Raw genomic sequence first — 23,382 nt, 5'->3', positions numbered from 1 at the left:
CGGGGTGGTTAAGGCGCGACGACGCTTTCGTGATCACACATCGGCAGGCTAGAGGCGACGCATGCTGCCCATCCACGCCGTTCTGGAACCGCTTAAAGTCGCCCTGAGCGCGGGCAATACGGCCGTGCTGGCGGCGCCGCCGGGGGCGGGCAAGACCACGGTCGTGCCACTGGCCCTGGTGGATCAGCCCTGGCTGGACGGCAAGGTGCTGGTGCTGGAACCGCGACGCCTGGCCGCACGGGCGGCGGCAGACCGGATGGCGACGACTCTGGGCGAGCAGCCGGGCGGGACGGTAGGCTATCGCACCCGACTGCAGAGCAGGATCGGCCCGAACACACGCATCGAGGTGATCACCGAGGGCGTCTTCACGCGAATGATTCTGGACGATCCGGGGCTGGACGGCGTGGGCGCAGTCTTGTTCGACGAGTTCCATGAACGCAGCCTGGACGCCGACCTCGGGCTGGCGTTGGCGAGAGACACGCAAAAGCTGCTGCGCGAGGACCTGCGGCTGCTGGTCATGTCCGCGACGCTGGATGTGGTCGGGGTCTCGCGCCTGCTCGACGGCGCGCCGGTGATCGAGGCCGAGGGACGGGCCTGGCCGGTCGAGACCCGGTATCTGGGCCGCAATCCGTCCGAACGGGTCGAAGAGGCTGTGGCGCGCGCCTGCCTGACAGCGCTGGGCGAGGAGACGGGGTCGGTGCTGGTCTTCCTGCCAGGGCAGGGTGAAATCCATCGGGTCGCTCGGCTGGTGAACGAGCGGCTCCGGATGCCGAACGTCGATGTCGTGCCCCTGTATGGCGGGCTGGACCGGGCCGAACAGGACCGGGCCATCGAACCGGCGGCTTTGGGGCGGCGCAAGCTGGTGCTGGCGACCTCGGTCGCGGAAACCAGTCTGACCATCGAAGGCGTGCGGGTCGTGATCGACGGCGGCCTGTCGCGCGTGCCGCGATTCGAACCCTCCAGCGGCCTGAGCCGGCTGGCGATGGTCAAGGTCAGCCGATCCTCCGCGGAACAGAGGCGCGGCCGGGCCGGGCGCACCGAGCCGGGCGTTTGCTACCGCCTGTGGGATGAGGAACAAACGCGCGGGCTCGTCCCGCATCAACGGCCGGAAATCCAAGAGGCGGACCTGACCGGACTGGCCCTAGACCTGGCGCGTTGGGGCGCGCGCTCGGTCGAGGGGCTGGCCTTGTTGGATCCGCCGCCGGCTGGGGCGATGGCGGAGGCGCGCAAGGTGCTGACACGGTTGGGGGCGCTGGATGCCGATGGCGGACTGTCGAAACACGGGCTTAGGCTGACCAAGATTCCGCTGTCGCCGCGGCTGGGCCATATGGTGGCCGTGGCGTCCGACGCCGGCGACGCGATGACGGGCGCACGGATCGCGGCGGTGTTGAGCGAGCCGGGTCTGGGCGGATCGAGCGTCGATCTGGCGGATCGCCTGATCGGGCTGGAGCGCGATCGGACGCAGAGAGCGCGCGATTCGATCAAGCTGGCGGAGCGCTGGGCGCGCGCGGCGGGCGGCGGATCGGGTCGGACGATCGATTCTGGACTGCTGCTGGCCGAGGCCTTTCCCGAGCGGATCGCAAAGGCGCGGGGCAAGGCGGGTGAATATCTTCTCGCCAGCGGGAGAGGAGCCGTGCTGGAGGCGACCGACCATCTGGCGCGTGAGCCCTGGTTGGCGATCGCCGAACTTGGCGGCGGTGACACGCGCGACCGGGTACGACTGGCGGCGGCGCTGGAGGCGGACCGGATCGACAGCGATCTGGCGCGCCTGATCTCGACGGAGAACCGGTTAGTGCGCGAACCGTCGGGGCGGTCGGTGATCCGGCGCTCGCGGCGCATCGGGGCCATCGTGCTGGACGAAAAGATCGTCGGCGCACCAGATGCGAAGACCTTGACCGCCGCCCTTCGGGCCGAGATCGAGGCGGATGGGCTGGGCGCGCTGAAATGGGGCGAGCAGGCGTCGGGACTGCGCGCACGGCTGGCCTTTCTACACGCGCGCGACCCAGCTTGGCCTGATGTGTCGGACAATGCCCTGCTGGCCGCGCGTGAGGACTGGCTGTGGCCTTTGCTGGACGGGGCCAAGTCGCTGGAGGGGATAGCTGACGGTCGTCTGGCCGAGGCCCTGCGCGGACTGATCCCTTGGGACCTACAGCGGCGGCTGGACGAGCTGGCGCCCCCGCGTCTGGTCACGCCGCTGGGCTCGGCGGCCATCGATTACGCCGCCGAGGGCGGGCCGCGCGTGGATATTCGCGTGCAGGAGCTGTTCGGCGTGACGACGCATCCGACCGTGGGCGGCGTGCCGTTGACCCTGGCCCTGCTGTCGCCGGCGCGACGGCCGGTGCAAGTCACCAAGGACTTGCCGCGCTTTTGGTCGGGCTCGTGGGCGGCGGTGCGCGCGGAGATGCGCGGCCGTTATCCCCGTCACCCGTGGCCGGAAAATCCCGCCGAGGCGCAAGCGACGAACCGGGTCAAGCCGCGCGGAACCTGATCGCCTTGACGTGGCGGCTGGGAAACGGGCATCGCTGGAACAACCGGGAGAAGAAGATGTCCGACGTCCTGCCGAAGAACTCTACCGGCCGCGTGCTGTTCGCCAGCCTGATCGGCACGACGATCGAGTTCTTCGACTTCTATATCTACGCCACGGCGGCCGTGCTGGTGTTTCCGACGCTGTTCTTCCCCGGCGAGGATCCGGGTACGGCGCTGCTGTCCTCGTTCGCCACCTTCTCCATCGCCTTCTTCGCGCGGCCCATAGGCGCCTTGGCCTTTGGGCACTTCGGGGACCGGGTGGGGCGCAAGGCGACGCTGGTTGTGGCCCTGATGACCATGGGCCTGTCCACGGTGGCCATCGGTCTGTTGCCGACGCACCAGCAGGTCGGCCTCCTGGCGCCCTTGCTGCTGGCCCTGTGCCGGTTCGGCCAAGGCTTGGGTCTGGGCGGCGAGTGGGGCGGGGCGGTTTTGCTGGCGACAGAGAATGCGCCGCCCGGAAAGAAGGCCTGGTTCGGCATGTTCCCCCAACTGGGCGCGCCCATCGGCTTCATCCTCTCCACCACATCCTTCATCGTCCTGACGTCGACGATGAGCGAGACCGCGTTCGAGGGCTGGGGCTGGCGCATTCCGTTTTTGGCGAGCGCCGTGCTGGTGTTCGTCGGCCTGTGGGTGCGGCTGAAGATCACCGAGACGCCCGAGTTTCAGAAGGCGGTGGACCGCGACGAGCGGGTCAAGGCGCCGGCCGTGACCCTGTTCGCCCATCACAAGGCGGCGCTGGTGCTGGGGACGTTCAGCGGCGTGACGACCTTCACCCTGTTCTATCTGATGACCGTCTTCGCCCTCGGTTGGGCGACGACGGGAATGGGGCTGGCGCGGGCCGATGTGCTGCCCATCCAGTTGATCGGCGTGCTGTTCTTCGCCGCCTTCATCCCGGTGACAGCCTTGCTGGCGGATCGATACGGGCAGGTCAGGGTGCTGATCGCCTCGTCGGTCGGGATCGGCCTGTTCGGCTTTCTGTTCGCGCCGCTATTCGGGGGCGGCCTCAGCGGCCTGCTGGTCTTCTTTGCCCTGGGGTTCGCCCTGATGGGCTGCACCTATGGCCCCATCGGCGCGGCCATGGCGCGGCCGTTCCCGACGGCGGTGCGCTATACCGGGGCGTCGATGGCCTTCAATCTGGCGGGCATCCTGGGCGCATCGTTGGCGCCGTACATTGCGCTGAAGCTGGCCGAACGGTTCGGGCCGGGAGCCGTCGGCGGCTATCTGGCGATTTCGGCCCTGGTCACCATCGCCGCTCTTTGGGGCATGGGCCGGGTGGCGCCGGACGAGAAGCGCTAGGCTTCATCCGTCGCGGCATAGACCATGATGCCGGTGGCGATGGCCAGATTCAGGCTGTCAGCGCGGCCGCGCATCGGAATCTTGACGTTGACGTCGCAGGCCGCGGCCAGGGCGTCGGTCAGTCCTGCCTGCTCATTGCCCATCAGGATAAGCGACGGCTGTTGCATGACGGCCGAGCGGTGACTGACCTTGGCGTCCAGTCGTGTGCCGACGACGCTGCCGGGCCAAGTCTTGCGCCAGGCAAGGAAAGCCTCGGGCGTCGTCTTGGTGATCGAAACGGCGAAGACCGAGCCCATGGTCGCGCGCACGGCCTCAACCGAATAGGGATCGACGCAATCGCCGATCAGGATGACGCCGCCGCAACCGGCCGCGTCCGCCGTGCGGATGATGGTGCCGAGATTGCCGGGATCGCGCACCTGCTCCAGCGCGACCCAGCAGGGAGCCGAGGCGGGATTTAGGTTGTCGAGAGCCGCATACGCCTGTTCGAACACGCCGAGAACGGTCTGCGGATTGTCGCGGCGGCTGATCTTTTCGAGGATGGCGTGGGTGACGACGATGATGTCGCCGCCGGCCTTGATCGTCGCGGCCTTGGCGCGATCCAGCAACGGATGAGGGCGGGCGTCCTCGCCGACCAGCAGCATCCGGGGCGCGCGCCCCTGGTCCAGCGCCTCGCCGATGAATTTCAGACCTTCGGCCAGGAAGGTGCCGGTCAGGTCGCGTTCCTTGCGCATATGCAGGGCGCGGACGCCCTTGACCGTGTCGTTGGTCAAGGAGGTGATGACGCGTTCGGTCATTGGCTCCACCGCGCGAAGAAGGACAGGCCGATGGCGCGGGCGTCAGGGCCATCTTCGGACAGGGCCAGTTCGCCCCAGTCGATCCGGCCGCCACGATCCTGGGTCGCCTCGACCATCAGATGCGCCAAGGACAGGCCGGATACGCGCGCCGCATAGGCGTTCAGCAGCAGGAAGTCGGCGTCGTCGGACAGCAAGGCGGCGCAGTCCCTGAGCAGGCCCGGCATGTCCTCGAACAGGCGCCAGACTTCACCCGTAGGGCCGCGCCCGTATTTCGGCGGGTCCAGGATTATGCCGTCATACTTCGAGCCGCGACGAACTTCGCGCGCGACATACTTGCGCGCGTCCTCGACAATCCACCGGATCGGATGCTGGGCCAGGCCCGACTGCTCGGCGTTCTCTCGGGCGTAGGCGACCGACTTCTTGGAGGCGTCGACGTGAGTGACCTCTGCGCCCGCGGCGGCTGCAGCCAGGCTGGCGACGCCGGTATAGCCGAACAGGTTCAGGATCTTTGGAGCACGGCCGGCCGAACGTGTGAAGTCCCGCACCCGCCCGTCCAGCCATTCCCAGTTGGCCGCCTGTTCAGGGAAGAAGGCGAGGTGGCGGAAGGGGGTGAAGCGCCCGGTGAACTTGACGTCGCGCCACTTCAACGGGAAGGCGTCGATGGGGCCGTGCTTATCGAACCGCCAGCGACCGCTGTCATCCTCTTCCTGCTGCGGATCGAACGTCGCTGTGGCGTTGTCGAAGGCTTTCGGATCGCGGGGCGACCAGAAACACTGCGGCTCGGGCCGGACGACGGTGTAGCGACCATATCGCTCCAGCTTCTTGCCGTCGCCGCTGTCCAGCAGGGCATAGTCCGACCAGCCGGAGGTCACGAGCGTTTCGGGAGTTTTGGAAAGGACGGGCGCCATCGTCGGGCTGATAGGCGCTCAGGCCGCCTCGCGTCCAGCGTCCAGCGCCACGACGGTCAATTCCGGCATCTGATCGTCGCGATCGTGCGGGGTCTTGTCCCAGACGTGCGGTTCGACCGCCAGCCGCCAGACCGCATGGACGAAGGCCAGACTGAGCAACGCCCAATAGGCTGGCGCAGCTAGCAAATCGCCCAGCCGATAATCGAGCCCGGCGCGTCGCGCTCCGACCGCACAACTCATCCAGGCGGCTATGACGCCCAGCGCCAGCACGCCTAGCGAGCCACCGGGCAGGGGCGGCAGGACGCCCGACAGCGCCCAGACGGCGATGGCTAGAACGAGCCAAGCCAGCGTCGGAGCGTGAGCGGCCGCTGAAAGGATCGCCGCGCCCAAGGTCATGACCAGCGACAAGCTTCCGCGCCGGCCCAAGGCGTTAGGACGCCGCGTGTGTACGCCCCATGTCTGCATATAACCCTTCAGCCACCGGGTGCGCTGGGGCAGCCATCGGTCCATCGCGCCCGGCGGCGTCTCCCAGGTCGGACTGTCGATGACGCCGAGCTTCCAGCCGAGCGACCACAGGCGAAAGCCCAGGTCGGCGTCCTCGGTGACATTGTGCGCGTCCCAGCCGCCGGCGCCGCGCAGCGCCGTCATGCGGATATGATTGCTGGTGCCCCCCAGCGGGAAGGGCAAGCCCAGCCGCGCCATGCCCGGCAGAGTAACCTCGAACAGGGCCGCATATTCAAAGGCGAACTGTCGATCCAGAAACCAGGAGCCAGTCCTGCCGGATCCTCGGATGCGCAGCGGCGCCTGAAGACAACCCAGCCGCGGCTGGGCGACGAAGCGCGCCGCCGCCTGACGGAGCTGTTGCGGATGCGGTCGGTCCTCTGCGTCATAGATGGTGACTAGATCGCCCCGCGCATGGCTAAGGGCGTAGTTCAAGGCGCGCGGCTTGGTCTGGGGACTGCCCGGCGGCGCGATCAGGATTTTCAGCCAAGGCGGCTTGGGCGTCGCCTGCGCTGCGGCCAAGGTGGCCTCATCATGCGCCTCCAGCACGATGAAGGCCTCCAGCCTGTGCGCCGGATAGTCGATCCGGCTGAGGTTGGCGATCAGTTGCGGCGTCACCGCCTCCTCATCGTAAAGCGCCGCCAAGATGGTGTAGCGCGGCCATTCGATCGGGCGCGGAACGGGCGCGGGACGTCGCAGGCTGACGATGCCGATGACGGCCTTCCACAAAGCGCAGACCACGAAGGCGGCCTGGAACAACACTAAGGCGACGTTGATCGCGGTTTCGGGCCAGCGGATCAGCGCTACGACGGATGTCAGGGTAAGAAGGATCAAGGTCGTGATCTGGAAACCGCTGGGCGTGCGTCGTGAGGCGCCGTTTCGGCGGGGCCTGATCCCTGGATGCGCCCAATCCTTCACCGCATCCGCCCCCAAAGCGCCACAACCGCTAATCGCTATTTGAAACAACCTTGTTCTGCAAGTCGGTTGGCGTCCGGGACGGATTGTCGCTATTCAAGGCGCCTCACCCGGAGCAGCGGCTTGTCTGAACTTTCGAACGCCTCGCGCACGACCCGAAAGCCCAAGGGCGAAGGCCATTCGCGGAGGGGCGAAATCCTGGCGGCGGCCGAGCGCATCTTCGTCGAGCACGGCTATGAGGGCGCGACGATTCGCAAGATTGCGGACGAGGTCGGTTTGTCGTCCACGGCGCTGTACATGCATTTCCCCGACAAGGGCGCGATCCTGCAGGAAATCTGTCGCGACGCCTTTTCACGCTTGATCGCAGCCAATGCGGCTATGGCGGACGAGGATACGCCGGCCATACGCCGGTTGCGGCGGATGATCGACGGCTACGTCGATTTCGGCTTCGCCCATCCCAACGCCTATCGCCTGATCTATCTGACGCGGCCGGTCGAGGCGCGCGAGGGCGCCCAGGACATGGCGCGCGAACTGGGGGCGGGCCTGTTCACGACCTTGGAAGCGACGGTCGCCGATGCGGTGGCGGCGGGCGACCTGAAAGGCGATCGCAGCGTCCTGGCGCAAGCCATATGGGCGACGGCGCACGGGGTTGTGTCTTTGATGATCACCAAGCCGTATTTTCCGTGGACGGATCGTCAAGTGCTGGTGGACACGATGTTGGACGCCCTGTTCGCCGGTTTGCCTCGACCATGAAGCGCAGTCTTGGGGCCCTGGCGGGCCTGTTTTTGATCGCTGGGCCAAGCGTGGCCGAGTCCGAGCCGTTGCGGGTCATGGCGCTTGATCAGTGTGCGGATCAATATGTTCTGGCGCTTGCGCCGGATGCGGAACTGGCCCTGTCGCCGCGCGCCGACGATCCCGACGCCTGGTTGCGGCGCGAGGCGGCCGGACATCGGCGTTTGCGGCCGACTCTGGAGGCTGCGGTCGGTTTCAGGCCGGATGTGGTGGTCCGCTATTGGGGCGGCGAACCCCGGCTGTTGACGACGCTTGAACAGCGCGGGGTCAAGGTGATCACGATCAATGACGCCGTCGATCTGGAGCGCGTTCGCCAAAACATCCGGACGGCGGCGCGCGATCTGGGCCAAGTGGAGCGGGGACGCCGGCTGGAGCAGCGGATGGACGCCAAGCTGGCGCGGGCGGCGCCGGTCGGCCAGACGACGAAGGCGCCGGGGGCGGTCTATCTGACCTCGGGGGGCTTCACCTCCGGGCCGGGCACGCTGATGGATGCGATGATGCGCGCAGCGGGATTTCGCAATCTGACCACGGCCCCCGGTTTCGGCGCCGTCAGCGTGGAGCAGATCGCGCTGAACCCGCCGGCGCGGTTCATCCTAGGCTTCTTCGATCAGTTGCGGGCCGATCTGCGTGGGCCTGGGCGGCACCCGGTTGTGCGCCGTGCGGCCGAGGGAAGGACGGCGGCGCGGTTGCCGGCGGCCAGCCTGACCTGTCCGGCGTGGTTCGCCGCAGATGCGGTGGCGATGATGGCTGAGGGGCGACCGTGACCGGGACGGTGCGGCTGTGTTTGATTCTGTGCCTGTCGATCGTTGCGGCCATGGCCGTGGCGATCCTGGCGGGCGAGACGGCGTTCAGCGGCGCGCAATACGCCGCCGCATTCGGCGATCCGACGTCGGGCCCGGCCGAGGTGTTGTGGCAGGTAAGAGCCGCGCGCGCGGTCTGCGCCCTGGTCGTCGGCGCGGCCCTGGGGCTGGCGGGCGCTGTCATGCAGGGACTGTTGCGCAATCCGCTGGCCGATCCGGGCGTGTTGGGGGTGTCGGCGACAGCGGCCTTGGGCGCGGCGCTGGCCATCGTGTTGGGCGCGGCGGCCGTGCCGGGATTGGTCGAGGTGTCGGCCTTGGCGGGTGCGGCGCTGGCGGGGGGACTGTTGATCGCGGCGTCCAGGGCCATGCGGGCGCCGGAGGCCCTGATCCTGTTCGGAGTGGCGCTGTCCAGTTTTGCGGGCGCGGCGACGGCCTTGATCTTCAACCTGTCGCCGTCGCCCATCGCCCAGGCCGAGGTCATGTCCTGGCTGCTGGGGTCGGTGCAGAACCGCAGCTGGGTCGATGTAGCCTGGGTCACGCCCGCGGTGGTCGTCGCGGGCGTGTTCGCCGGCCTGTCTGGGGCGGGGCTGCGGATGTTGACCCTGGGTGACGAGGGGGCGGCGGCATCAGGGTTGAATATGGGACGATTGAGGGCCTTCGCCCTGATCGCGGCGGCCTTGGCCACAGGCGCGGCGGTGGCGGTGGCGGGCGTCATTGGGTTCGTGGGCCTGGCGGCGCCGCATCTGGTGCGCGCGGCGGTGCGCGGTGATGCGAAGCGGATCCTGGCGCCCTCGGCGCTGGCGGGCGGGCTGATGCTGGTCGTCGCGGACCTGCTGGCGCGGCTGACGCCGACGGATCAGGAGCTGAAGCTGGGTGTGTTTACGGCGCTGATCGGAGCGCCTCTGTTCGCCCTGATCGCCTGGCGCGCGGCGCGGGAGTGGCGACTGTGAGCCTGTTGTCGCTGGAGAAGGTTCAAGCGCGGCTAGGCAAGGCCGTGGTGCTGGATGGGGTGAGCCTGTCGGTCGCGGCGGGCGAGGTCGTGGCCCTGTGCGGGCCGAACGGCGCGGGCAAGAGCAGCGCAATCCGCGCCGCCGTAGGCCTTTTGGCCACGACCGGCGGACAAATCAGGTTGGGCGGAGAGAACATCGTCGATCTGTCCCATCGCCAGCGGGCGCAGCGCGTCGCCTATTTGCCGCAGGAACGACGCATCGCCTGGAATCTGCCGGCCATCGAGGTGGCGGCGTTAGGCGCGCCCTTCCTGTCGGGGGCCGAGGCCTTGGCGCGAGCCGGGGCGGCGCTGGACGAAGTCGGAGCCGGTCATCTGGCGGATCGCGGCGTGGCGGAGATGTCGGGCGGCGAGCGCGCGCGTGTTCTGCTGGCGCGAGCCCTTGTTGTCGATGCGCCGCTGCTGCTGGCCGACGAGCCGATCGCGGGGCTGGATCCGGATGCTCAGCGGCTGGTGCTGGAGCGCCTGAGGGCGCGCTCTGACGACGGGGCAGGGGTGCTGGTCAGTCTGCACGACCTGACCTTGGCTGCAACCGTGGCGGATCGCATCGTTGTGCTGGATCACGGACGCGTGGTCGCGGACGCCTCTCCGATCCAGGCCCTGTCGCCCGCCGTCCTGCGCGAGGTTTTCGGGCTGGACGGCGAGTGGATCGAGGGGCCGAACGGGCCGCTGCTGGCGGCCCGCCGGGCTCAATAGGCGATATAGGGCCGCGCGCCAGCCGCCGATCCGCGCGAGATGTCGGCCGACGGCGTCAGCGGCGCCGTGCCGCCGTTCAGGCGCGCCTTGTAGACCGCCATGTTTTCCATCACCCGCATCATGTAGTTGCGCGTCTCGGTGAAGGGCGCGCACTCGATGAAGTTGATGGTCTTGATCGCATCACCGCGCGGGTCGCCGCAGCGGGCGATCCACTGGCTGGGGCGTGCCGGTCCAGCGTTGTAGCCAACCGTCGCCAGCAGCATGGAGCCGTTGTTCGAGGCCATCAGCTCGCCGAGGTGATAGCTGCCCAAGGTCATGTTGTAGTCGGGATCCCACAACTGCTCGGCCGAATAGCTCATGCCCAAGCGGCGGGCGACGCCCGAGGCCGTGGACGGCAGGAACTGCATCATGCCGCGCGCATCGGCGCCGGAGCGGGCGCGGGGATCGAAGCTGGATTCCTGGCGCGTGATCGCCTGGGTGAACTCAAGCGGCGCGGCGCCAGCGACCTGAGGCGGGACGCGGACCGGATACATGCGCTCGGGCATGACGAAGCCCCGTTGGCTGGCGGCGCGCCCAACCATCATGGCGGTGAAACCCTCGCCATAGCCGCGCGACAGGTCCATCAGCAGGGCCAGGTCGTTGATGGTCGGCAGGTCGTTGTCGAGCTGATAGGCGAAGACGCGCAGCAGGCTCATCTCGCCCGTCTCGCCCAGGATTCGTGTGGCGCGGACGATCTCATTGCCTTCGAAGCGGGCGATGTCGGCCTGTGACGGCACGGGCTCCCCCGGCAGCTGAAGGGTGGTCATCCCCGCCTTCTCGGCCGCCAACTGCCCATAGAAGGTCTGCCAGTGCTGGGCGCCGTTACGATAGTAGGCGAGGGCTGCGTCGCGTTCGCCGCGCGCCTCGGCGGCGCGACCCAGCCAGTAGAAGGCGCGGCCTTGAGTGATCGGCGTGGATGATGCGGTGCGCAGAGCTTCAAAATGGCGGGCGGCTATTTCGGGCTGGTTCAGCTTGGTCAGGGCGACCCAGCCGGCGAAGAACTCGGCGTCCACCATCCGGTCGCCCGAGGTGAAGCCGTGGCCGTTCATTGCGTCATAGGCTGCGCGCCAGTTGCCCTGTTGCAGGGCGTCGAGGAAGTAGTTGCGGCGCTCGCTCCACAGGGTGTTGTCGCCGGTCGTATGGCCCGGCGCCGGCGGAAGATTGGCCAGCAGAGCAAAGCCTTCGGACTGCCGGTTCTGCGATCGCAGCAGGCGAACGCGCTCCAGCACGACCGCCGGATCGGCCGCCTGGGCCGGCGTCAGATTGGCGATGACGGCGTCGGGGCTGTAGGCCGAGCGAAGGGTCATGACCGTGTTCGCGATGGCGGCGCGATCGGGCGAGACCAGATTGATCATGCTGCGCGTCGCCGGTCCGTGCGGACCGAGCAGCAGCATACTCAGCCGCGCCTCGTGATCGGCGGGCGTCAGCCAAGAACCCCATTGACCGAGGATACGCGACTGCGGCGCGTCGTCGAACGAGCGGGTGCGCCACCAGTCGCGGACCAGGGCGCGCGCCTCATCCTGGCGGCCGCGCTGCTGCAGCGCGGAGGCGTAGGCGATGGCCCCCTCGACCGTCGTCGGCTTGCCGTCAGACATCAGGGCCAAGGCAGCGTCCGCGCCCATGCCGGAGCGGTCCAGCACCTTTTCGGCGGCGGCGCGTCGCGATTCGCCGCGCGGCCATCCCGCCAGATCGGACTGACCGCGCGCGAGGTCCGAGTAGGACAGCTGCTCGCCCGAGGTGTCGATCAGCGCCCATTCAACCAGCTTGCGAGCCGAGGCGTCCCTGATCTGCGACATGGCGGACTGGGCGCCGAACACATCACGCGCACGGGCCGCCGCTAGCCCCTGACGAAACAGCGCCGTGTCCTGATCGTTCAGCACGCGGCCCTGATAGGTCGCCGAATAGCCGGGCACGGACGAGGACGCCGAGGCATAGGGCACAGGCTGGGTGGGCAGGACGTCCTGCGGGTTCGGCGCAAGGACGGCGAGGGCCGCCGCCAGACTGGTCGCGATCATGATCTGTCCTGTTCCCATTCAATCCCGGTTGCGGCGGAGCCGCTGGCGACCTAACGTCCCGCGCTCATTGCAAAGGCGATGAACATCCGTCCATCGTCACTCCCCACGCAGGCCAGCTTAGTCTCATGAACGCCCCCTTGTTCAAGGGCGTGATCACCGCCCTGATCACACCACTTCGTGACGGAAACGTGGACGAAGCCGCATTCGCCAAACTGCTCGAGCGTCAGATCGCCGCAGGGGTTCACGGCGTCGTCCCGATGGGCACGACGGGCGAGGGCGCCAGCATGGATCTGGATGAGCACAAGCACGTCATCGAGCTGTGCGTGCGTCTGACGGCGGGGCGCGTCGCCGTCATCGCCGGCACCGGATCGCCCTACACCAAGGAAGCCATCGACCTGACCCGCCACGCCAAGACGGTGGGCGCGGACGGGGCTTTGATCGTGACGCCCTATTACATTCGTCCGTCCCAGGCGGGCATGGCGGCCCATTTCGAAGCGGTCGCTGACGCCGTTCAGCTGCCCATCCTGCTGTACAATGTGCCGGGCCGGACGGGGTCCGATCTGTCCAATGAGACAGTGGCGCGGCTGGCGGCCCACCCGAACATCGTCGGCATCAAGGACGCCACGGGCGACATGAGCCGCGTCAGCTGGATGCGCGCGAACATCGATAGTCAGTTCGACCTGATCTCGGGCGACGACCCCAGCTATCTCGGCTACCACGCCCATGGCGGCGTCGGCCTGATCTCGGTGGCGTCCAATGTCGCGCCGGAGGCCATGGTCGCCTTGCACAATGCGATGACCGCCGGCGATTATGCGACAGCACGTGACTGGCAGGACCGACTGATTAGTTTGTGCAAGGCGCTGTTCCTGGACAACTCGCCCGCGCCGACGAAGTACGCCCTGGCCAAGCTTGGCTTGTGCAATGAGGAGGCGCGTCTGCCGCTGTCGCCGACCTCCGATGCGGTCAAACCGTTTATTGATCGCGCCATGGCGGCGGCGGGCGTCATCTGATGGCCCCCAAGCCGCAATCGAAATCCAAGGTCATTGCCGAAAATCGCCGCGCGCGGTTCGACTATTTCCTGGAAGACAATATCGAGGCCGGGATCCAGCTGCTGGGCACCGAGATCAAGGCGCTGCGCGACGGCCGGGCCAATATCGCCGAAAGCTATGCGGCGGTGGAGGGGCGCGAGATCGTGCTGATCAACGCCGATATCCCGCCGTACAAACAGGCAAACCGCTTCAACCACGAGCCGCGCCGACCGCGTAAGCTGCTGCTGCACAGAAAGCAGATCGACAAGCTGATGGGCGCGGTGCAACGCGACGGCCAGACCATCATTCCGCTGAAGCTCTACCTGAACGATGCGGGCAAGGCGAAGCTGGAGATCGCGCTGGCCAAGGGCAAGAAGCTGCACGACAAGCGCGAGGCCTCGGCCGAACGCGACTGGCAGCGCGATAAGGCCCGCCTGATGCGTGACAAGGGCTGAGACTCAGGACTCGATCAGGGTTCGGGCGCGCGCGAAGATGTCTTCGAACATCTGCGGCGTCAGGCGACCGGTGTTCGTGTTCAGCCGGGAGCAGTGATAGCTGTTCAGAATGACGTAGCCGCCGGCTTCGCCCTGCGCCCCGTGACCCGCCGGCATCGCTGACGCAGGCCGTCCGAAGGCTTTCAAGATATTGCGGCGCGAGACGTCGCCCAGGGTCACGATCACCTTCAGATTCGGCAGCAGTTTGAGCCGGTCGATCAGGAAGGGACGGCAGGTCGTCTCCTCGATCGGCAGAGGCTTGTTCCCGGGCGGAGCGCATCGGACCGCATTGGTGATCATGCAGTCCGTCAGCGTCAGGTCATCGTCGCCGTTGGGATCGTAATGGCCCTGTGCAAAGCCGGCCTTCTTCAGGGTGTCGTACAGCAGCCAGCCGGCGTGATCGCCGGTGAAGGGACGTCCCGTCCGGTTGGCGCCGGTCCGGCCGGGCGCGAGACCGGCGATCAGCAGACGGGCGTTCGGATCGCCGAACGAGGCGGCCGGCCCGTTCCACCAGTCTGGATTCTGGCGCGCATTCTCCTGACGATAGGCGACCAGGCGAGGGCATAGGGGGCAGTCGCGGGGCGGTTCGGGCGTCAGGGTCATTGGGCGGCCTTCGGGCGACCGAAGTCGGTCATTAGATCGTTCAGGTCCAGGAAGGCGTCGGCCTGACGACGCAGTTCGTCGGCGATATGAGGCGGCTGCGTCTTCTGGGTCGAGATGACAGTGACCCGCACGCCCCTGGCCTGGACTGCCTGAACCACCCGCCGGAAGTCGCCGTCGCCGGAGAACAGCACCGCATGGTCGATGTGCGGCGCCAGCTCCAGCATGTCCACCGCGATCTCCATGTCCATATTGCCCTTGATCCGGCTATGGCCGCTAGTGTCCGTGAACCGCTTCACCGGCTTGGTGACGACCGAAAAGCCGTTGTAGTCGAGCCAATCCACCAGCGGTTTGACCGGCGAGAATTCTTCGCCCTCGACCACGGCCGTATAGTAGTATGCGCGGGTCAGGATGGACCTCTCGCGGAACCAGTCCAGCATCCGCCGGAAGTCCATGTCGTGCTGCAAGGCGCGGGTGGCGGAGTAGAGGTTGGAGCCGTCGATGAAGATCGCCAGCCGGTCGGTGGGATGAAACATGGTCGAAGCCGTCGAAAGAGATGAAAAATCGGATCGCGCGGTCGCTGTCGGAATCGATGACAGGTTCGACCTGAATGACGCAGTCATCGTGGCCCTGGGCTGCAATGACAAGGGGGCATGGTCGTCCTGCACCGAAGCGCTGGAGGCGGCGCTCGCGCGTTTTCGCAGCGAAGGAATTGATGTCGTTGCACGCTCGTCGTGGTGGTCTTCCCAGGCCTGGCCCGATCCGCACGATCCAGCCTTTCTGAATGGCGTGGTCATCGTCCGCACAGAACACGATCCGCATGCTCTGATGGCGGCGCTCGGCCGGATCGAGGACGCGTTCGGCCGCGAGCGGTCGGTTCGCAATGCGCCGCGGACGCTGGATCTGGACCTGATCGCCTACGGACGATTGAGTGGTGATCTGCAGGGGCTGATCCTGCCCCATCCTCGCGCGGCCGAGCGGCGGTTTGTCATGGGCCCCATCGCCGAGATCGCGCCGAATTGGACGCATCCGCATGGCGGGTCCGCGAGCGATCTGGCCGCTTCCGCCTCCGTCGGCGCCGACGCCCACCCGAGCTGACGCCCAACTTCCGCCCCTGTGGCGTTGCAAAAAGCCGTCCTCATCTGTATTTGACGCGGTTCTCCCCCGCGTTCGAGGAATTTCATGGCCCGCGTCACCGTCGAAGACTGCATCGAGAAGGTTCCGAACCGCTTTGGTCTGGTGCTGATGGCTGGCCACCGCGCCCGCAGCATCGCCAACGGCGCCGCCCTGACGATCGACCGCGACAACGACAAGAACCCTGTCGTCGCCCTGCGCGAAATCGCTGACGACACCGTTGTGCCGGACGAACTGCGCGAAACCATCATCACCACGCTGCAACGTGTCGATGAGCGGACGGAAGCCGAGGATGAGGCGGAAACGGTCGCCCTGCTGGCTTCGCCGCAGCACATGAACATGGCCGAAGCCGAACTGATCCGCGCCCTGCAAAGCGACCGCGACGGCGGTCAGGAGGAGCGGTACTGACGCCCGAGGGAGCCCCTGGCGTCACTATCCTGCCGGCGCGGACCGAGACGGTTCCGCCGGCGCCCCAAGCTGCAAACAAAAACGACCCCCAGACGGCGCTCGTCGATCCCGCGCCGCAGCCCAAGCGCGCGCCGATCCTGCGTCAGTTTGAGCTGATCGAGGCCGTCAAGGCCTATGACCCTACCGCCGATGAAGCGCTTCTGAACCGCGCCTACGTCTATGCGATGAAGATGCATGGCTCGCAGTTGCGAGCCTCGGGCGATCCCTATTTCGCCCACCCGATCCAAGTCGCGGGGATCCTTACCGACTATAAGCTCGACACCGCCACCATCGTCACCGCCCTGTTGCATGACGTGGTCGAGGACACGTCGGCGACGCGCGACGACATCGCCGGCATGTTCGGTGAAGAGGTCGCGGTCCTGGTCGAGGGCGTGACCAAGCTGTCGCGGCTGGAGCTTCAGGCTGAACACACGCGCCAGGCCGAGAACCTGCGCAAGTTCATCCTGGCAATCAGTCGGGACGTGCGGGTGCTTTTGGTCAAGCTGGCCGACCGTCTGCACAATATGCGGACGCTCCAGTTCGTGAAGCCGGAGAAGCGCGAGCGGATCAGCCGCGAGACGCTGGAAGTCTATGCGCCCCTGGGTCGGTCGATCGGCATCCACTCGATCGCGTCCGAGCTGGAAGAACTGGCCTTCACCCATCTGAACCCAACGGCCAAGACCGCCATCGAGCGGCGGCTGGAGGCATTGAAGCTGGAGCACGGTCGCGCCATCGACGGCGTGGCGAGAGAGGTCGAGCGCGTCCTGTCAGAGGCGGGCCTGAAGGCCAATGTCTATGGCCGGCAGAAGACGCCCTATTCGATCTGGCGCAAACTTCAGCGCAAGTCGGTCGGCTTTTCGTCCCTCTCGGACATTTACGGGTTCCGCGTCATCGTCGAGGCGGAGGACGACTGCTATCGCGCGCTGGGTGTGATCCACCGCGAATGGCCGATGGTGCCCGAGCGGTTCAAGGACTTCATCTCGACGCCCAAGTCTAACAACTATCGCTCGCTGCACACCACCGTCGTCGGCCCCCGGGGCCTGCGGATCGAGATGCAGATCCGCACCGAGGACATGGATCGGATCGCCGAGGACGGGGTCGCCGCCCACTGGCGCTACAAGAACCATTCCTACGGCTTTGACCGCGAGGCGATGGAGCAGGGCGGCGGGCGTGACCCGCTTCAGAACCTGCGCCACCTGGTTCAGGTGATCGAGCACGGCGAGGGCGGCGAGGACTGGGTCGAGCACGCCAAGCTGGAAATGTATCTGGACCAGGTTTTCGTCTTCACGCCGAAGGGGCAACTGGTCACCCTGCCGCGCGGGGGAATGCCTCTGGACTTCGCCTATGCCGTCCACACCGAGGTCGGCGACACCGCCGTCGGCGTCAAGGTCAATGGCGAGTTGAAGCCCATGCGCACGCCACTCCAGAACGGCGACGTGGTCGAGATCATTCGGGGCTCCAAGCGCGAAGTGCCTGCTGACTGGCGCAGCCTGACGGTGACGGGCCGCGCGCGTTCCGCCATTCGCCGCCATATCCGCACCTCCGAGCGCGAAGAGTTCATCAAGCTGGGTCGCGTCGCGCTGGATCAGACCCTGGGCCGGGTCGACAAGACCCTGACCGACGTGTCGCTGAAGCCGGTTCTGGAACTGCTGGCGGTCGCGAGTGACGACGATCTATTCGAAGGCTTGGGTCGCGGGCGGTTATCGCCGACGACGGCGGCCGAAATCCTGTTCCCCGCACTGAAGGGGCGGTTGAAGGCCGGGCCCGAGAAGCAACGGATCGAGGGCGACAAGGCGCGGCTGTTCGTGCGCGGCGGCGGGCTGACGCCCGGCGTGACGGTGCATTTCGGCCAGTGCTGCACGCCGGTGCCGGGCGACCGGATCGTGGGCATTCTGGAGCCGGAATCCGGCCTGACCGTCCACACCATCGATTGCCAGGCCTTGGCCGCCTTCGCCGATGACGATTCGGTCTGGCATGACCTGCAATGGACGCCTCAGGCCGAGACGGACGCGGTCGCCGCCGCCCGCATTCGCGCGACGATCCGCAATGCGCCGGGCGTGCTGGGTCAGGTCACGACCCTGATCGGGGAGGCCGGCGGCAACATCATCAATCTGTCGATGGCGCACCGTCAGCAGGACTTCTTCGACGTGGACGTGGATGTCGAGGTCGAAGACGCCAAGCATGCGACCATGATCATGGCGGCGCTGAGGGCCAATCCGTCGGTCGATTCCGTCGAGCGCGCGCGCGGCGAATGAGCGACCCGACAAAGCCGAATGCGGCGCAGATGGCCTCGCCGTCCTATCGCATGGCGGCGATGGATCAGGACTTCCTGCTGGGCGATTCGATGCGCGGCGTGCGGTTCCTGATGGAATACGCCAAGCCCGAGGAGGCGTTGCGGGCCTGGGGCGTGCGCTCGACCCTCGTCGTCTTCGGCAGCGCGCGCGTCCGCGAAGGGCATCGCTGGTATGACGAGGCGCGCGCCTTTGGACGTCTGGCGTCGGAGCGTGGCGGGGCTTTACGAGGACGCGTCGGCGAACCCCGCGACAATGTCATCGCCACGGGCGGCGGACCGGGCATCATGGAGGCGGCCAATCGCGGGGCCGTAGACGCCGGGGCGCCGTCCGTCGGGTTCAACATCACCCTGCCGCATGAGCAGGAGCCGAACGCCTATTCGACGCCGGAGCTGACGTTCCGCTTCCACTATTTCGCGATGCGGAAGATGCATCTGGCGATGCGCGCCAATGCGCTGGTGGTGTTTCCCGGCGGCTTCGGCACCTTCGACGAGATGTTCGAGATGCTGACCCTGCGCCAGACGAAGAAGGCGCCGCCGGTTCCGGTCGTTCTGGTGGACAAGGCCTACTGGACCTCGGTGATCGGTTTCGACGCCTTGGTCGAGCACGGAATGATCGCCGCGTCTGACCTTGACCTGATCGGTTTCGCCGAAGACGCCGAGGGCGTCTGGGCCGAACTGCTCTCACGCGGGCTGCGGCCGAACGAAAACATCGAATGAAGCGTCGCCGCAGGGTTCATCCGCGCGCGATCCGGGTCTAGAACCCTCTCATGAACACTGAAGACGTCCTCAACGAGTTTCGCGACGCCGGCGCCCTGCGCGAAGGCCATTTCGTCCTGTCGTCGGGTCTGCACAGCCCGGTCTTCCTGCAGAAGAATTTAGTCTTCATGGATGGCGCGCGATGCGAGCGGCTGTGCAAGGCCTTGGCCGAAAAGATCGTCGCCACGGTCGGCCCGGTCGATGTCGCCATCTCGCCGGCCGTGGGCGGCATCATCCCCGGTTACGAGACGGCCAAACACCTGAAGGTCCGTTCGATGTACGTCGAGCGCGAAGGCGGTCAGTTCAAGCTGCGTCGCGGCTTCTCGGTCGAGCCGGGCGAAAAGGTCGTCATGGTCGAAGACATCGTCACGACTGGCCTGTCATCGCGCGAATGCATCGCCGCCATCCAGGCCGCCGGGGGCGAGGTGATCGCCGCTGCCTGTATCGTCGATCGCTCGGGCGGCAAGGCGGATGTGGGCGTGCCTCTGATCGCTCTAGCGTCGCTGGAGGTCCCGGCCTGTGCGGCCGACGCCCTGCCGCCGGAACTGGCCGCGCTTCCGGTCGAAGATCCCGGCAGCCGTAGATTGTCGAAGTAGAGCCATGCGCGAACGGGTCAGGCTGGGCGTCAACATAGACCACGTCGCCACGGTGCGAAATGCGCGGGGAGGGACGCACCCCGATCCGGCCCGCGCGGCAGAGGCGGCGCTGGCGGCCGGGGCCGACGGCATCACCGCCCATCTGCGCGAAGATCGCCGCCACATCACCGACGCCGATATCGACGTGCTGAGCGCCCTGTGTGCGCGAGCGGGCAAGCCGTTGAATTTCGAGATGGCGGTGACGACCGAGATGCTGGCCATCGCCCTGCGTCACAAGCCGCATGCCGCCTGTCTGGTGCCCGAGCGGCGCGAGGAGGTCACGACCGAGGGCGGTCTGGCGGTGGCTGGCCACGAGGCGCGCATCGCCCCCGTGGTCAAGACGCTGGCGGACGCCGGCATCCGGGTCTCCCTGTTCATCGAACCGTCCGAAGCGCAGGTTGAGGCGGCCGCCGCCGTGGGCGCCCAGGTGATCGAGTTCCACACCGGCCGCTACTGCCACCTGACCGATCCCGGCGAGCGGGAGGTCGAGTTCGAACGCCTTGCCGCCGCCGCCGCCCAGGCCGATATCCTGGGACTGGAGGTCCATGCGGGCCACGGGCTGGATTACGACACGGCTCCGCGCATGCTGGCGATCCCGGAAATCCGCGAGCTGAACATCGGCCATTTCCTGATCGGCGACTCGATCTTCATCGGCCTGGACGGGGCGATCCGCCGGATGCGGGCTGCGATGGATGCGGCATGATCATCGGCGTCGGCGCGGATCTGTCGGACATTCGTCGCATCCAGACGTCGCTGGATCGGTTCGGGGATCGCTTCAAGACCCGCTGCTTTACCGAGTTGGAACGCGCCCGCTCGGACCGGAAGCCGGACCCGGCCTGGAGCTACGCCAAACGGTTCGCCGCCAAAGAGGCCTGCGCCAAGGCCCTGGGGACAGGTATGCGGGCCGATGTCTATTGGCGCGACATGGGGGTGGTGAACCTGCGCTCCGGTCAGCCGACGATGGCGCTGACCGGCCATGCGGCTGAGCATCTGGCGCATCTGACGCCGCCCGGACACGAGGCGAGAATTCACCTGACGCTGAGCGACGAACATCCCTATGCGCTCGCCTTCGTGGTGATCGAAGCCTTGCCGCAGTCGTAATCAGGTTATAGGCGTGCGCGATGACCGCGCGGACGCGGCGAGGATGCCTGATCGCATGAGCGAAGACCAAAAGCCCGACGACGCCAATCGCGACGCCACCCCCGAAGAACGATTTGCGGCCTCGGAGGCGGACGCTCCGGTCAAGTCGGTGCAGGAGCCGACGACGGCGACCCAGAAGGTCTATGCCAAGACGCCCAAGGGCGGTGACAAGGCGACCTCGGCGGCCAGCGAAACCGGCGAAATCTTCAAGACCATCGTCTTCGCCCTGCTGATCGCGATGGTGCTGCGCATCTTCCTGTTCCAGCCCTTCACCATCCCGTCGGCCTCGATGGAGCCGAACCTCTACGAAGGCGACTATATCGTCGTCTCCAAGTGGTCGTATGGCTTCTCCAAGCACTCGATCCCGTTCAGCCCGCCGCTGTTCGATGGACGGATCATGGGTTCGGCGCCCAAGCGTGGCGACATCGTTGTGTTCAAACTGCCGCGCGATAACAAGACCGACTTCATAAAGCGCGTGATCGGCCTGCCGGGCGACCGCATCCAGATGATCGCCAACAAGCTCTATATCAACGACAAACCGGTGCAGGACGTCGTGGTCAGCGAGCAGGAGATCAACGACATCTTCGGGCCGCGTCCTGTGACCGAGGTCCGCGAGACCCTGCCGGAAGGCAAGAGCTTCATGACCCAGGACTTCGGTCCCGGAAACGACTTGGACGACACCCCCGTCTATGAGGTCCCGGCCGGACACTACTTCATGATGGGCGACAACCGCGACAACTCGATCGACAGCCGTGTCGAACAGTCCAGCGGCGTGGGCATGGTCCCGGCCGAGAATCTGGTCGGCAAGGCGCAGATCATCCTGTTCTCGTGGAAGCCCGGTTCGTCGCTGTGGAACCCGGTCAGCTGGTTCAACGTGCGGCTCGACCGGTTCTTCAACGTCCTTCACTGATGGCCAATCTGAGAGCCGAAGCGGTCGCGGCGCTGGAAATGCGCCTGGGACACAGGTTCAAGGACAAGGCCCTGCTGGAGCGCGCCCTGACCCATGCCAGCGTGGGTGAGGGAGCGCCGGTCGGCATCCACGGTCCACGCGACAACGAGCGGCTGGAGTTTCTGGGCGACCGGGTGCTGGGTCTGCTGGTCGCCGAGCGCCTGTCGGCTCAGTTTCCGACGGCGGATGAAGGCCAACTCTCGTCCAGCTTGCACGCCTTGGTCGACAAGGGCGCCTGCGCCCGCGTGGGCGAAGCCCTGGGCGTTGGGCCCGCGCTGCGGCTATCGCCAGGCGAGACCAAGACCGGTGGGCGCCGCAAGGCCGGCGTAATCGCCGATGCGGTCGAGGCCATATTGGCGGCGGTCTATCTGGACGGCGGGCTGGATGCCGCCAAGGCCGTGTTCGAACGGGCCTGGTCCGACGAACTGTCGGCGCCGCCATCCCGCACCGTGACCAATCCGAAATCGGCGCTTCAGGAATGGGCGCAAGGGTTGGGCAGGCCGCTGCCGACCTATCGCGTCGCCGCTCGGACGGGTTCGGATCATGCGCCCACATTCACCGTCGAAGTGTCCGTGCAGGACGTGCAGCCCTTGACCGCGCAAGGGCGTTCGCGTCAGGAGGCGGAAAAGGCGGCCGCAACGGCTCTCCTCAAACGTGAAGGCGTCATTTGACCGATATCGAAAACCAGCGCGCAGGCTTTGCCGCCATCATCGGCGCACCCAACGCCGGCAAGTCCACGCTGGTGAACCGGCTGACCGGATCCAAGGTCTCGATCGTCACGCAAAAGGTGCAGACGACGCGCTTCCCCGTGCGCGGCATCGCTATGGAAGGCGACGCCCAGATCGTGCTGGTCGACACGCCCGGCATCTTCACCCCGCGCCGTCGCCTGGACCGGGCCATGGTCGCCTCAGCCTGGGGCGGCGCGGAAGATGCGGACATCGTCGTTCACCTGATCGACGCCCAGTCGCACATCAACGCCGAAGGCCGGGAGGGCACGGCGGCCGATCGTCGCTCGGCCGAGGACACCGAGACCATCATCGCCAACCTTCAGTCCACCGGAACCAAGGTTGTTCTGGCCCTGAACAAGATCGACGGCATGCGCCGCGACACCCTGCTGGCGCTGTCGCAGAAGCTGTTCGAAAGCGGTGTCTATTCCGAGGTCTATATGATCTCGGCGGCCAACGGCGACGGCGTCGAGGACCTGAAGCAGCGTCTGGCCCTGTCCATGCCCAAGGGGCCGTGGCTGTATCCCGAGGATCAGGCCGCCGACGTGCCGGTGCGGGTTCTTGCGGCGGAGATCACGCGCGAGAAGGTCTATCTGCGCGTCCATGAGGAGCTGCCTTATTCGGCGGCGGTCGAGACCACGAGTTTCGAGGACCGCGCCGACGGTTCGGCCCGGATCGAACAGACCATCTATGTCGAGCGCGAGAGCCAGCGGCCCATCGTGCTGGGCAAGGGCGGCCAGACCCTGAAATGGATCGGCCAGAAGGCGCGCGAGGAGCTGAACGAAATCCTCGGCCGTCAGGTCCACCTCTTCCTGACCGTCAAGGTCGATCCGAAGTGGCAGGACAGTCGCGCCCTCTATGCCCAGTTCGGTCTGGATTTCGACGTCTGAGTT

At 66.8% G+C, this 23,382-nt stretch carries 24 protein-coding genes; 18 read left to right on the top strand and 6 right to left on the bottom strand.

Annotated features, from left to right (window positions below; all coding sequences use genetic code 11):
* The first annotated feature begins 61 nt into the window (after positions 1–61).
* Together hrpB and GGC30_RS00805 are read left to right on the top strand one after the other, a co-directional pair.
* Entirely contained in the window at positions 62–2,488 is a 2,427-nt protein-coding gene (hrpB, locus tag GGC30_RS00810) for an ATP-dependent helicase HrpB (protein WP_153921897.1), read from the top strand.
* Positions 2,489–2,544: 56 nt separating this feature from the next.
* The gene (locus GGC30_RS00805) at positions 2,545–3,822 is read left to right on the top strand and encodes an MFS transporter (protein WP_153921895.1); all 1,278 of its coding nucleotides are present in this window, start codon (positions 2,545–2,547) and stop codon (positions 3,820–3,822) included.
* Here the strand turns inward: GGC30_RS00805 and GGC30_RS00800 are convergent.
* Genes GGC30_RS00800 through GGC30_RS00790 form a run of 3 tightly spaced genes read right to left on the bottom strand, consistent with a single transcriptional unit; the run spans position 3,819 to position 6,859 of the window.
* Positions 3,819–4,616, bottom strand: a complete 798-nt coding sequence (locus GGC30_RS00800) for an RNA methyltransferase (protein ID WP_153921892.1) — start codon at positions 4,614–4,616, stop codon at positions 3,819–3,821. The genes GGC30_RS00805 and GGC30_RS00800 overlap by 4 nt on opposite strands.
* Complete coding sequence (locus tag GGC30_RS00795; protein ID WP_153921889.1) at positions 4,613–5,524, bottom strand: class I SAM-dependent methyltransferase; 912 nt, start codon at positions 5,522–5,524, stop codon at positions 4,613–4,615. Before GGC30_RS00795 ends, GGC30_RS00800 begins: the two co-directional genes overlap by 4 nt.
* Positions 5,525–5,542: 18 nt before the next feature.
* A complete protein-coding gene (locus GGC30_RS00790; protein WP_153921885.1) occupies positions 5,543–6,859 on the bottom strand; it encodes a glycosyltransferase family 2 protein in 1,317 nt (438 codons plus the stop codon).
* Positions 6,860–7,063: 204 nt separating this feature from the next.
* Between GGC30_RS00790 and GGC30_RS00785 the strand changes: the two genes are divergently transcribed.
* Genes GGC30_RS00785 through GGC30_RS00770 form a run of 4 tightly spaced genes read left to right on the top strand, consistent with a single transcriptional unit; the run spans position 7,064 to position 10,234 of the window.
* On the top strand, positions 7,064–7,693 hold the full coding sequence (locus tag GGC30_RS00785) for a TetR/AcrR family transcriptional regulator (protein ID WP_153921882.1): 630 nt from the start codon (positions 7,064–7,066) through the stop codon (positions 7,691–7,693).
* On the top strand, positions 7,690–8,496 hold the full coding sequence (locus GGC30_RS00780; RefSeq protein ID WP_153921880.1) for an ABC transporter substrate-binding protein: 807 nt from the start codon (positions 7,690–7,692) through the stop codon (positions 8,494–8,496). Before GGC30_RS00785 ends, GGC30_RS00780 begins: the two co-directional genes overlap by 4 nt.
* Positions 8,497–8,546: 50 nt before the next feature.
* The gene (locus GGC30_RS00775) at positions 8,547–9,482 is read left to right on the top strand and encodes an iron ABC transporter permease (RefSeq protein WP_153922291.1); all 936 of its coding nucleotides are present in this window, start codon (positions 8,547–8,549) and stop codon (positions 9,480–9,482) included.
* On the top strand, positions 9,479–10,234 hold the full coding sequence (locus GGC30_RS00770; protein WP_370451808.1) for an ABC transporter ATP-binding protein: 756 nt from the start codon (positions 9,479–9,481) through the stop codon (positions 10,232–10,234). Before GGC30_RS00775 ends, GGC30_RS00770 begins: the two co-directional genes overlap by 4 nt.
* On the opposite strand, the gene GGC30_RS00765 is transcribed toward GGC30_RS00770, so the two are convergent.
* Positions 10,228–12,288: a lytic transglycosylase domain-containing protein gene (locus GGC30_RS00765; RefSeq protein ID WP_194943494.1), complete on the bottom strand. Its 2,061-nt coding sequence runs from the start codon at positions 12,286–12,288 to the stop codon at positions 10,228–10,230. The two genes, GGC30_RS00770 and GGC30_RS00765, sit on opposite strands and share 7 nt — an antisense overlap.
* Before the next feature lie 125 nt (positions 12,289–12,413).
* On the opposite strand from GGC30_RS00765, the gene dapA reads away from it, so the two are divergent.
* Together dapA and smpB are read left to right on the top strand one after the other, a co-directional pair.
* Positions 12,414–13,298, top strand: a complete 885-nt coding sequence (dapA, locus tag GGC30_RS00760; protein ID WP_153921871.1) for a 4-hydroxy-tetrahydrodipicolinate synthase — start codon at positions 12,414–12,416, stop codon at positions 13,296–13,298.
* On the top strand, positions 13,298–13,771 hold the full coding sequence (gene smpB, locus GGC30_RS00755) for an SsrA-binding protein SmpB (RefSeq protein ID WP_055809902.1): 474 nt from the start codon (positions 13,298–13,300) through the stop codon (positions 13,769–13,771). The genes dapA and smpB overlap by 1 nt, the downstream gene beginning before the upstream one ends.
* A 3-nt stretch (positions 13,772–13,774) precedes the next feature.
* On the opposite strand, the gene GGC30_RS00750 is transcribed toward smpB, so the two are convergent.
* Positions 13,775–14,413, bottom strand: coding sequence for a uracil-DNA glycosylase (locus GGC30_RS00750; RefSeq protein WP_153921868.1), 639 nt, complete (start codon positions 14,411–14,413; stop codon positions 13,775–13,777).
* Positions 14,410–14,946 (bottom strand): NYN domain-containing protein, encoded by a 537-nt coding sequence (locus GGC30_RS00745; protein ID WP_153921865.1) that lies wholly within the window; start codon positions 14,944–14,946, stop codon positions 14,410–14,412. Before GGC30_RS00745 ends, GGC30_RS00750 begins: the two co-directional genes overlap by 4 nt.
* On the opposite strand from GGC30_RS00745, the gene folK reads away from it, so the two are divergent.
* The 10 genes from folK (at position 14,945) to era (ending at position 23,379) form a co-directional block, all read left to right on the top strand.
* Complete coding sequence (folK, locus tag GGC30_RS00740) at positions 14,945–15,508, top strand: 2-amino-4-hydroxy-6-hydroxymethyldihydropteridine diphosphokinase (protein ID WP_153921863.1); 564 nt, start codon at positions 14,945–14,947, stop codon at positions 15,506–15,508. The genes GGC30_RS00745 and folK overlap by 2 nt on opposite strands.
* A gap of 84 nt (positions 15,509–15,592) precedes the next feature.
* On the top strand, positions 15,593–15,952 hold the full coding sequence (rpoZ, locus tag GGC30_RS00735) for a DNA-directed RNA polymerase subunit omega (RefSeq protein ID WP_017504892.1): 360 nt from the start codon (positions 15,593–15,595) through the stop codon (positions 15,950–15,952).
* A 134-nt stretch (positions 15,953–16,086) separates the two neighbouring features.
* A complete protein-coding gene (locus GGC30_RS00730) occupies positions 16,087–18,246 on the top strand; it encodes a bifunctional (p)ppGpp synthetase/guanosine-3',5'-bis(diphosphate) 3'-pyrophosphohydrolase (protein ID WP_370451825.1) in 2,160 nt (719 codons plus the stop codon).
* Positions 18,243–19,001, top strand: a complete 759-nt coding sequence (locus GGC30_RS00725; protein WP_153921857.1) for a TIGR00730 family Rossman fold protein — start codon at positions 18,243–18,245, stop codon at positions 18,999–19,001. Before GGC30_RS00730 ends, GGC30_RS00725 begins: the two co-directional genes overlap by 4 nt.
* Positions 19,002–19,051: 50 nt before the next feature.
* Entirely contained in the window at positions 19,052–19,636 is a 585-nt protein-coding gene (pyrE, locus tag GGC30_RS00720; protein WP_153921852.1) for an orotate phosphoribosyltransferase, read from the top strand.
* 4 nt (positions 19,637–19,640) lie between these two features.
* On the top strand, positions 19,641–20,378 hold the full coding sequence (locus GGC30_RS00715) for a pyridoxine 5'-phosphate synthase (protein ID WP_153921849.1): 738 nt from the start codon (positions 19,641–19,643) through the stop codon (positions 20,376–20,378).
* Complete coding sequence (acpS, locus tag GGC30_RS00710; RefSeq protein WP_153921845.1) at positions 20,375–20,776, top strand: holo-ACP synthase; 402 nt, start codon at positions 20,375–20,377, stop codon at positions 20,774–20,776. The genes GGC30_RS00715 and acpS overlap by 4 nt, the downstream gene beginning before the upstream one ends.
* A 55-nt stretch (positions 20,777–20,831) precedes the next feature.
* Positions 20,832–21,725: a signal peptidase I gene (gene lepB, locus GGC30_RS00705; protein WP_091746762.1), complete on the top strand. Its 894-nt coding sequence runs from the start codon at positions 20,832–20,834 to the stop codon at positions 21,723–21,725.
* Entirely contained in the window at positions 21,725–22,435 is a 711-nt protein-coding gene (gene rnc / locus GGC30_RS00700; RefSeq protein ID WP_153921842.1) for a ribonuclease III, read from the top strand. The genes lepB and rnc overlap by 1 nt, the downstream gene beginning before the upstream one ends.
* Complete coding sequence (era, locus tag GGC30_RS00695; protein ID WP_091746766.1) at positions 22,432–23,379, top strand: GTPase Era; 948 nt, start codon at positions 22,432–22,434, stop codon at positions 23,377–23,379. Before rnc ends, era begins: the two co-directional genes overlap by 4 nt.
* The last annotated feature ends 3 nt before the right edge of the window (positions 23,380–23,382 follow it).

Origin of the sequence: Brevundimonas sp. SPF441 (assembly GCF_009661015.1) — a bacterium.
In the GTDB taxonomy this organism is placed as follows: Bacteria; Pseudomonadota; Alphaproteobacteria; order Caulobacterales; family Caulobacteraceae; genus Brevundimonas; species Brevundimonas vesicularis.
The sequence above is the reverse complement of the archived record's forward strand: the minus strand, read 5'-3'. Positions and strand labels throughout refer to the sequence as shown.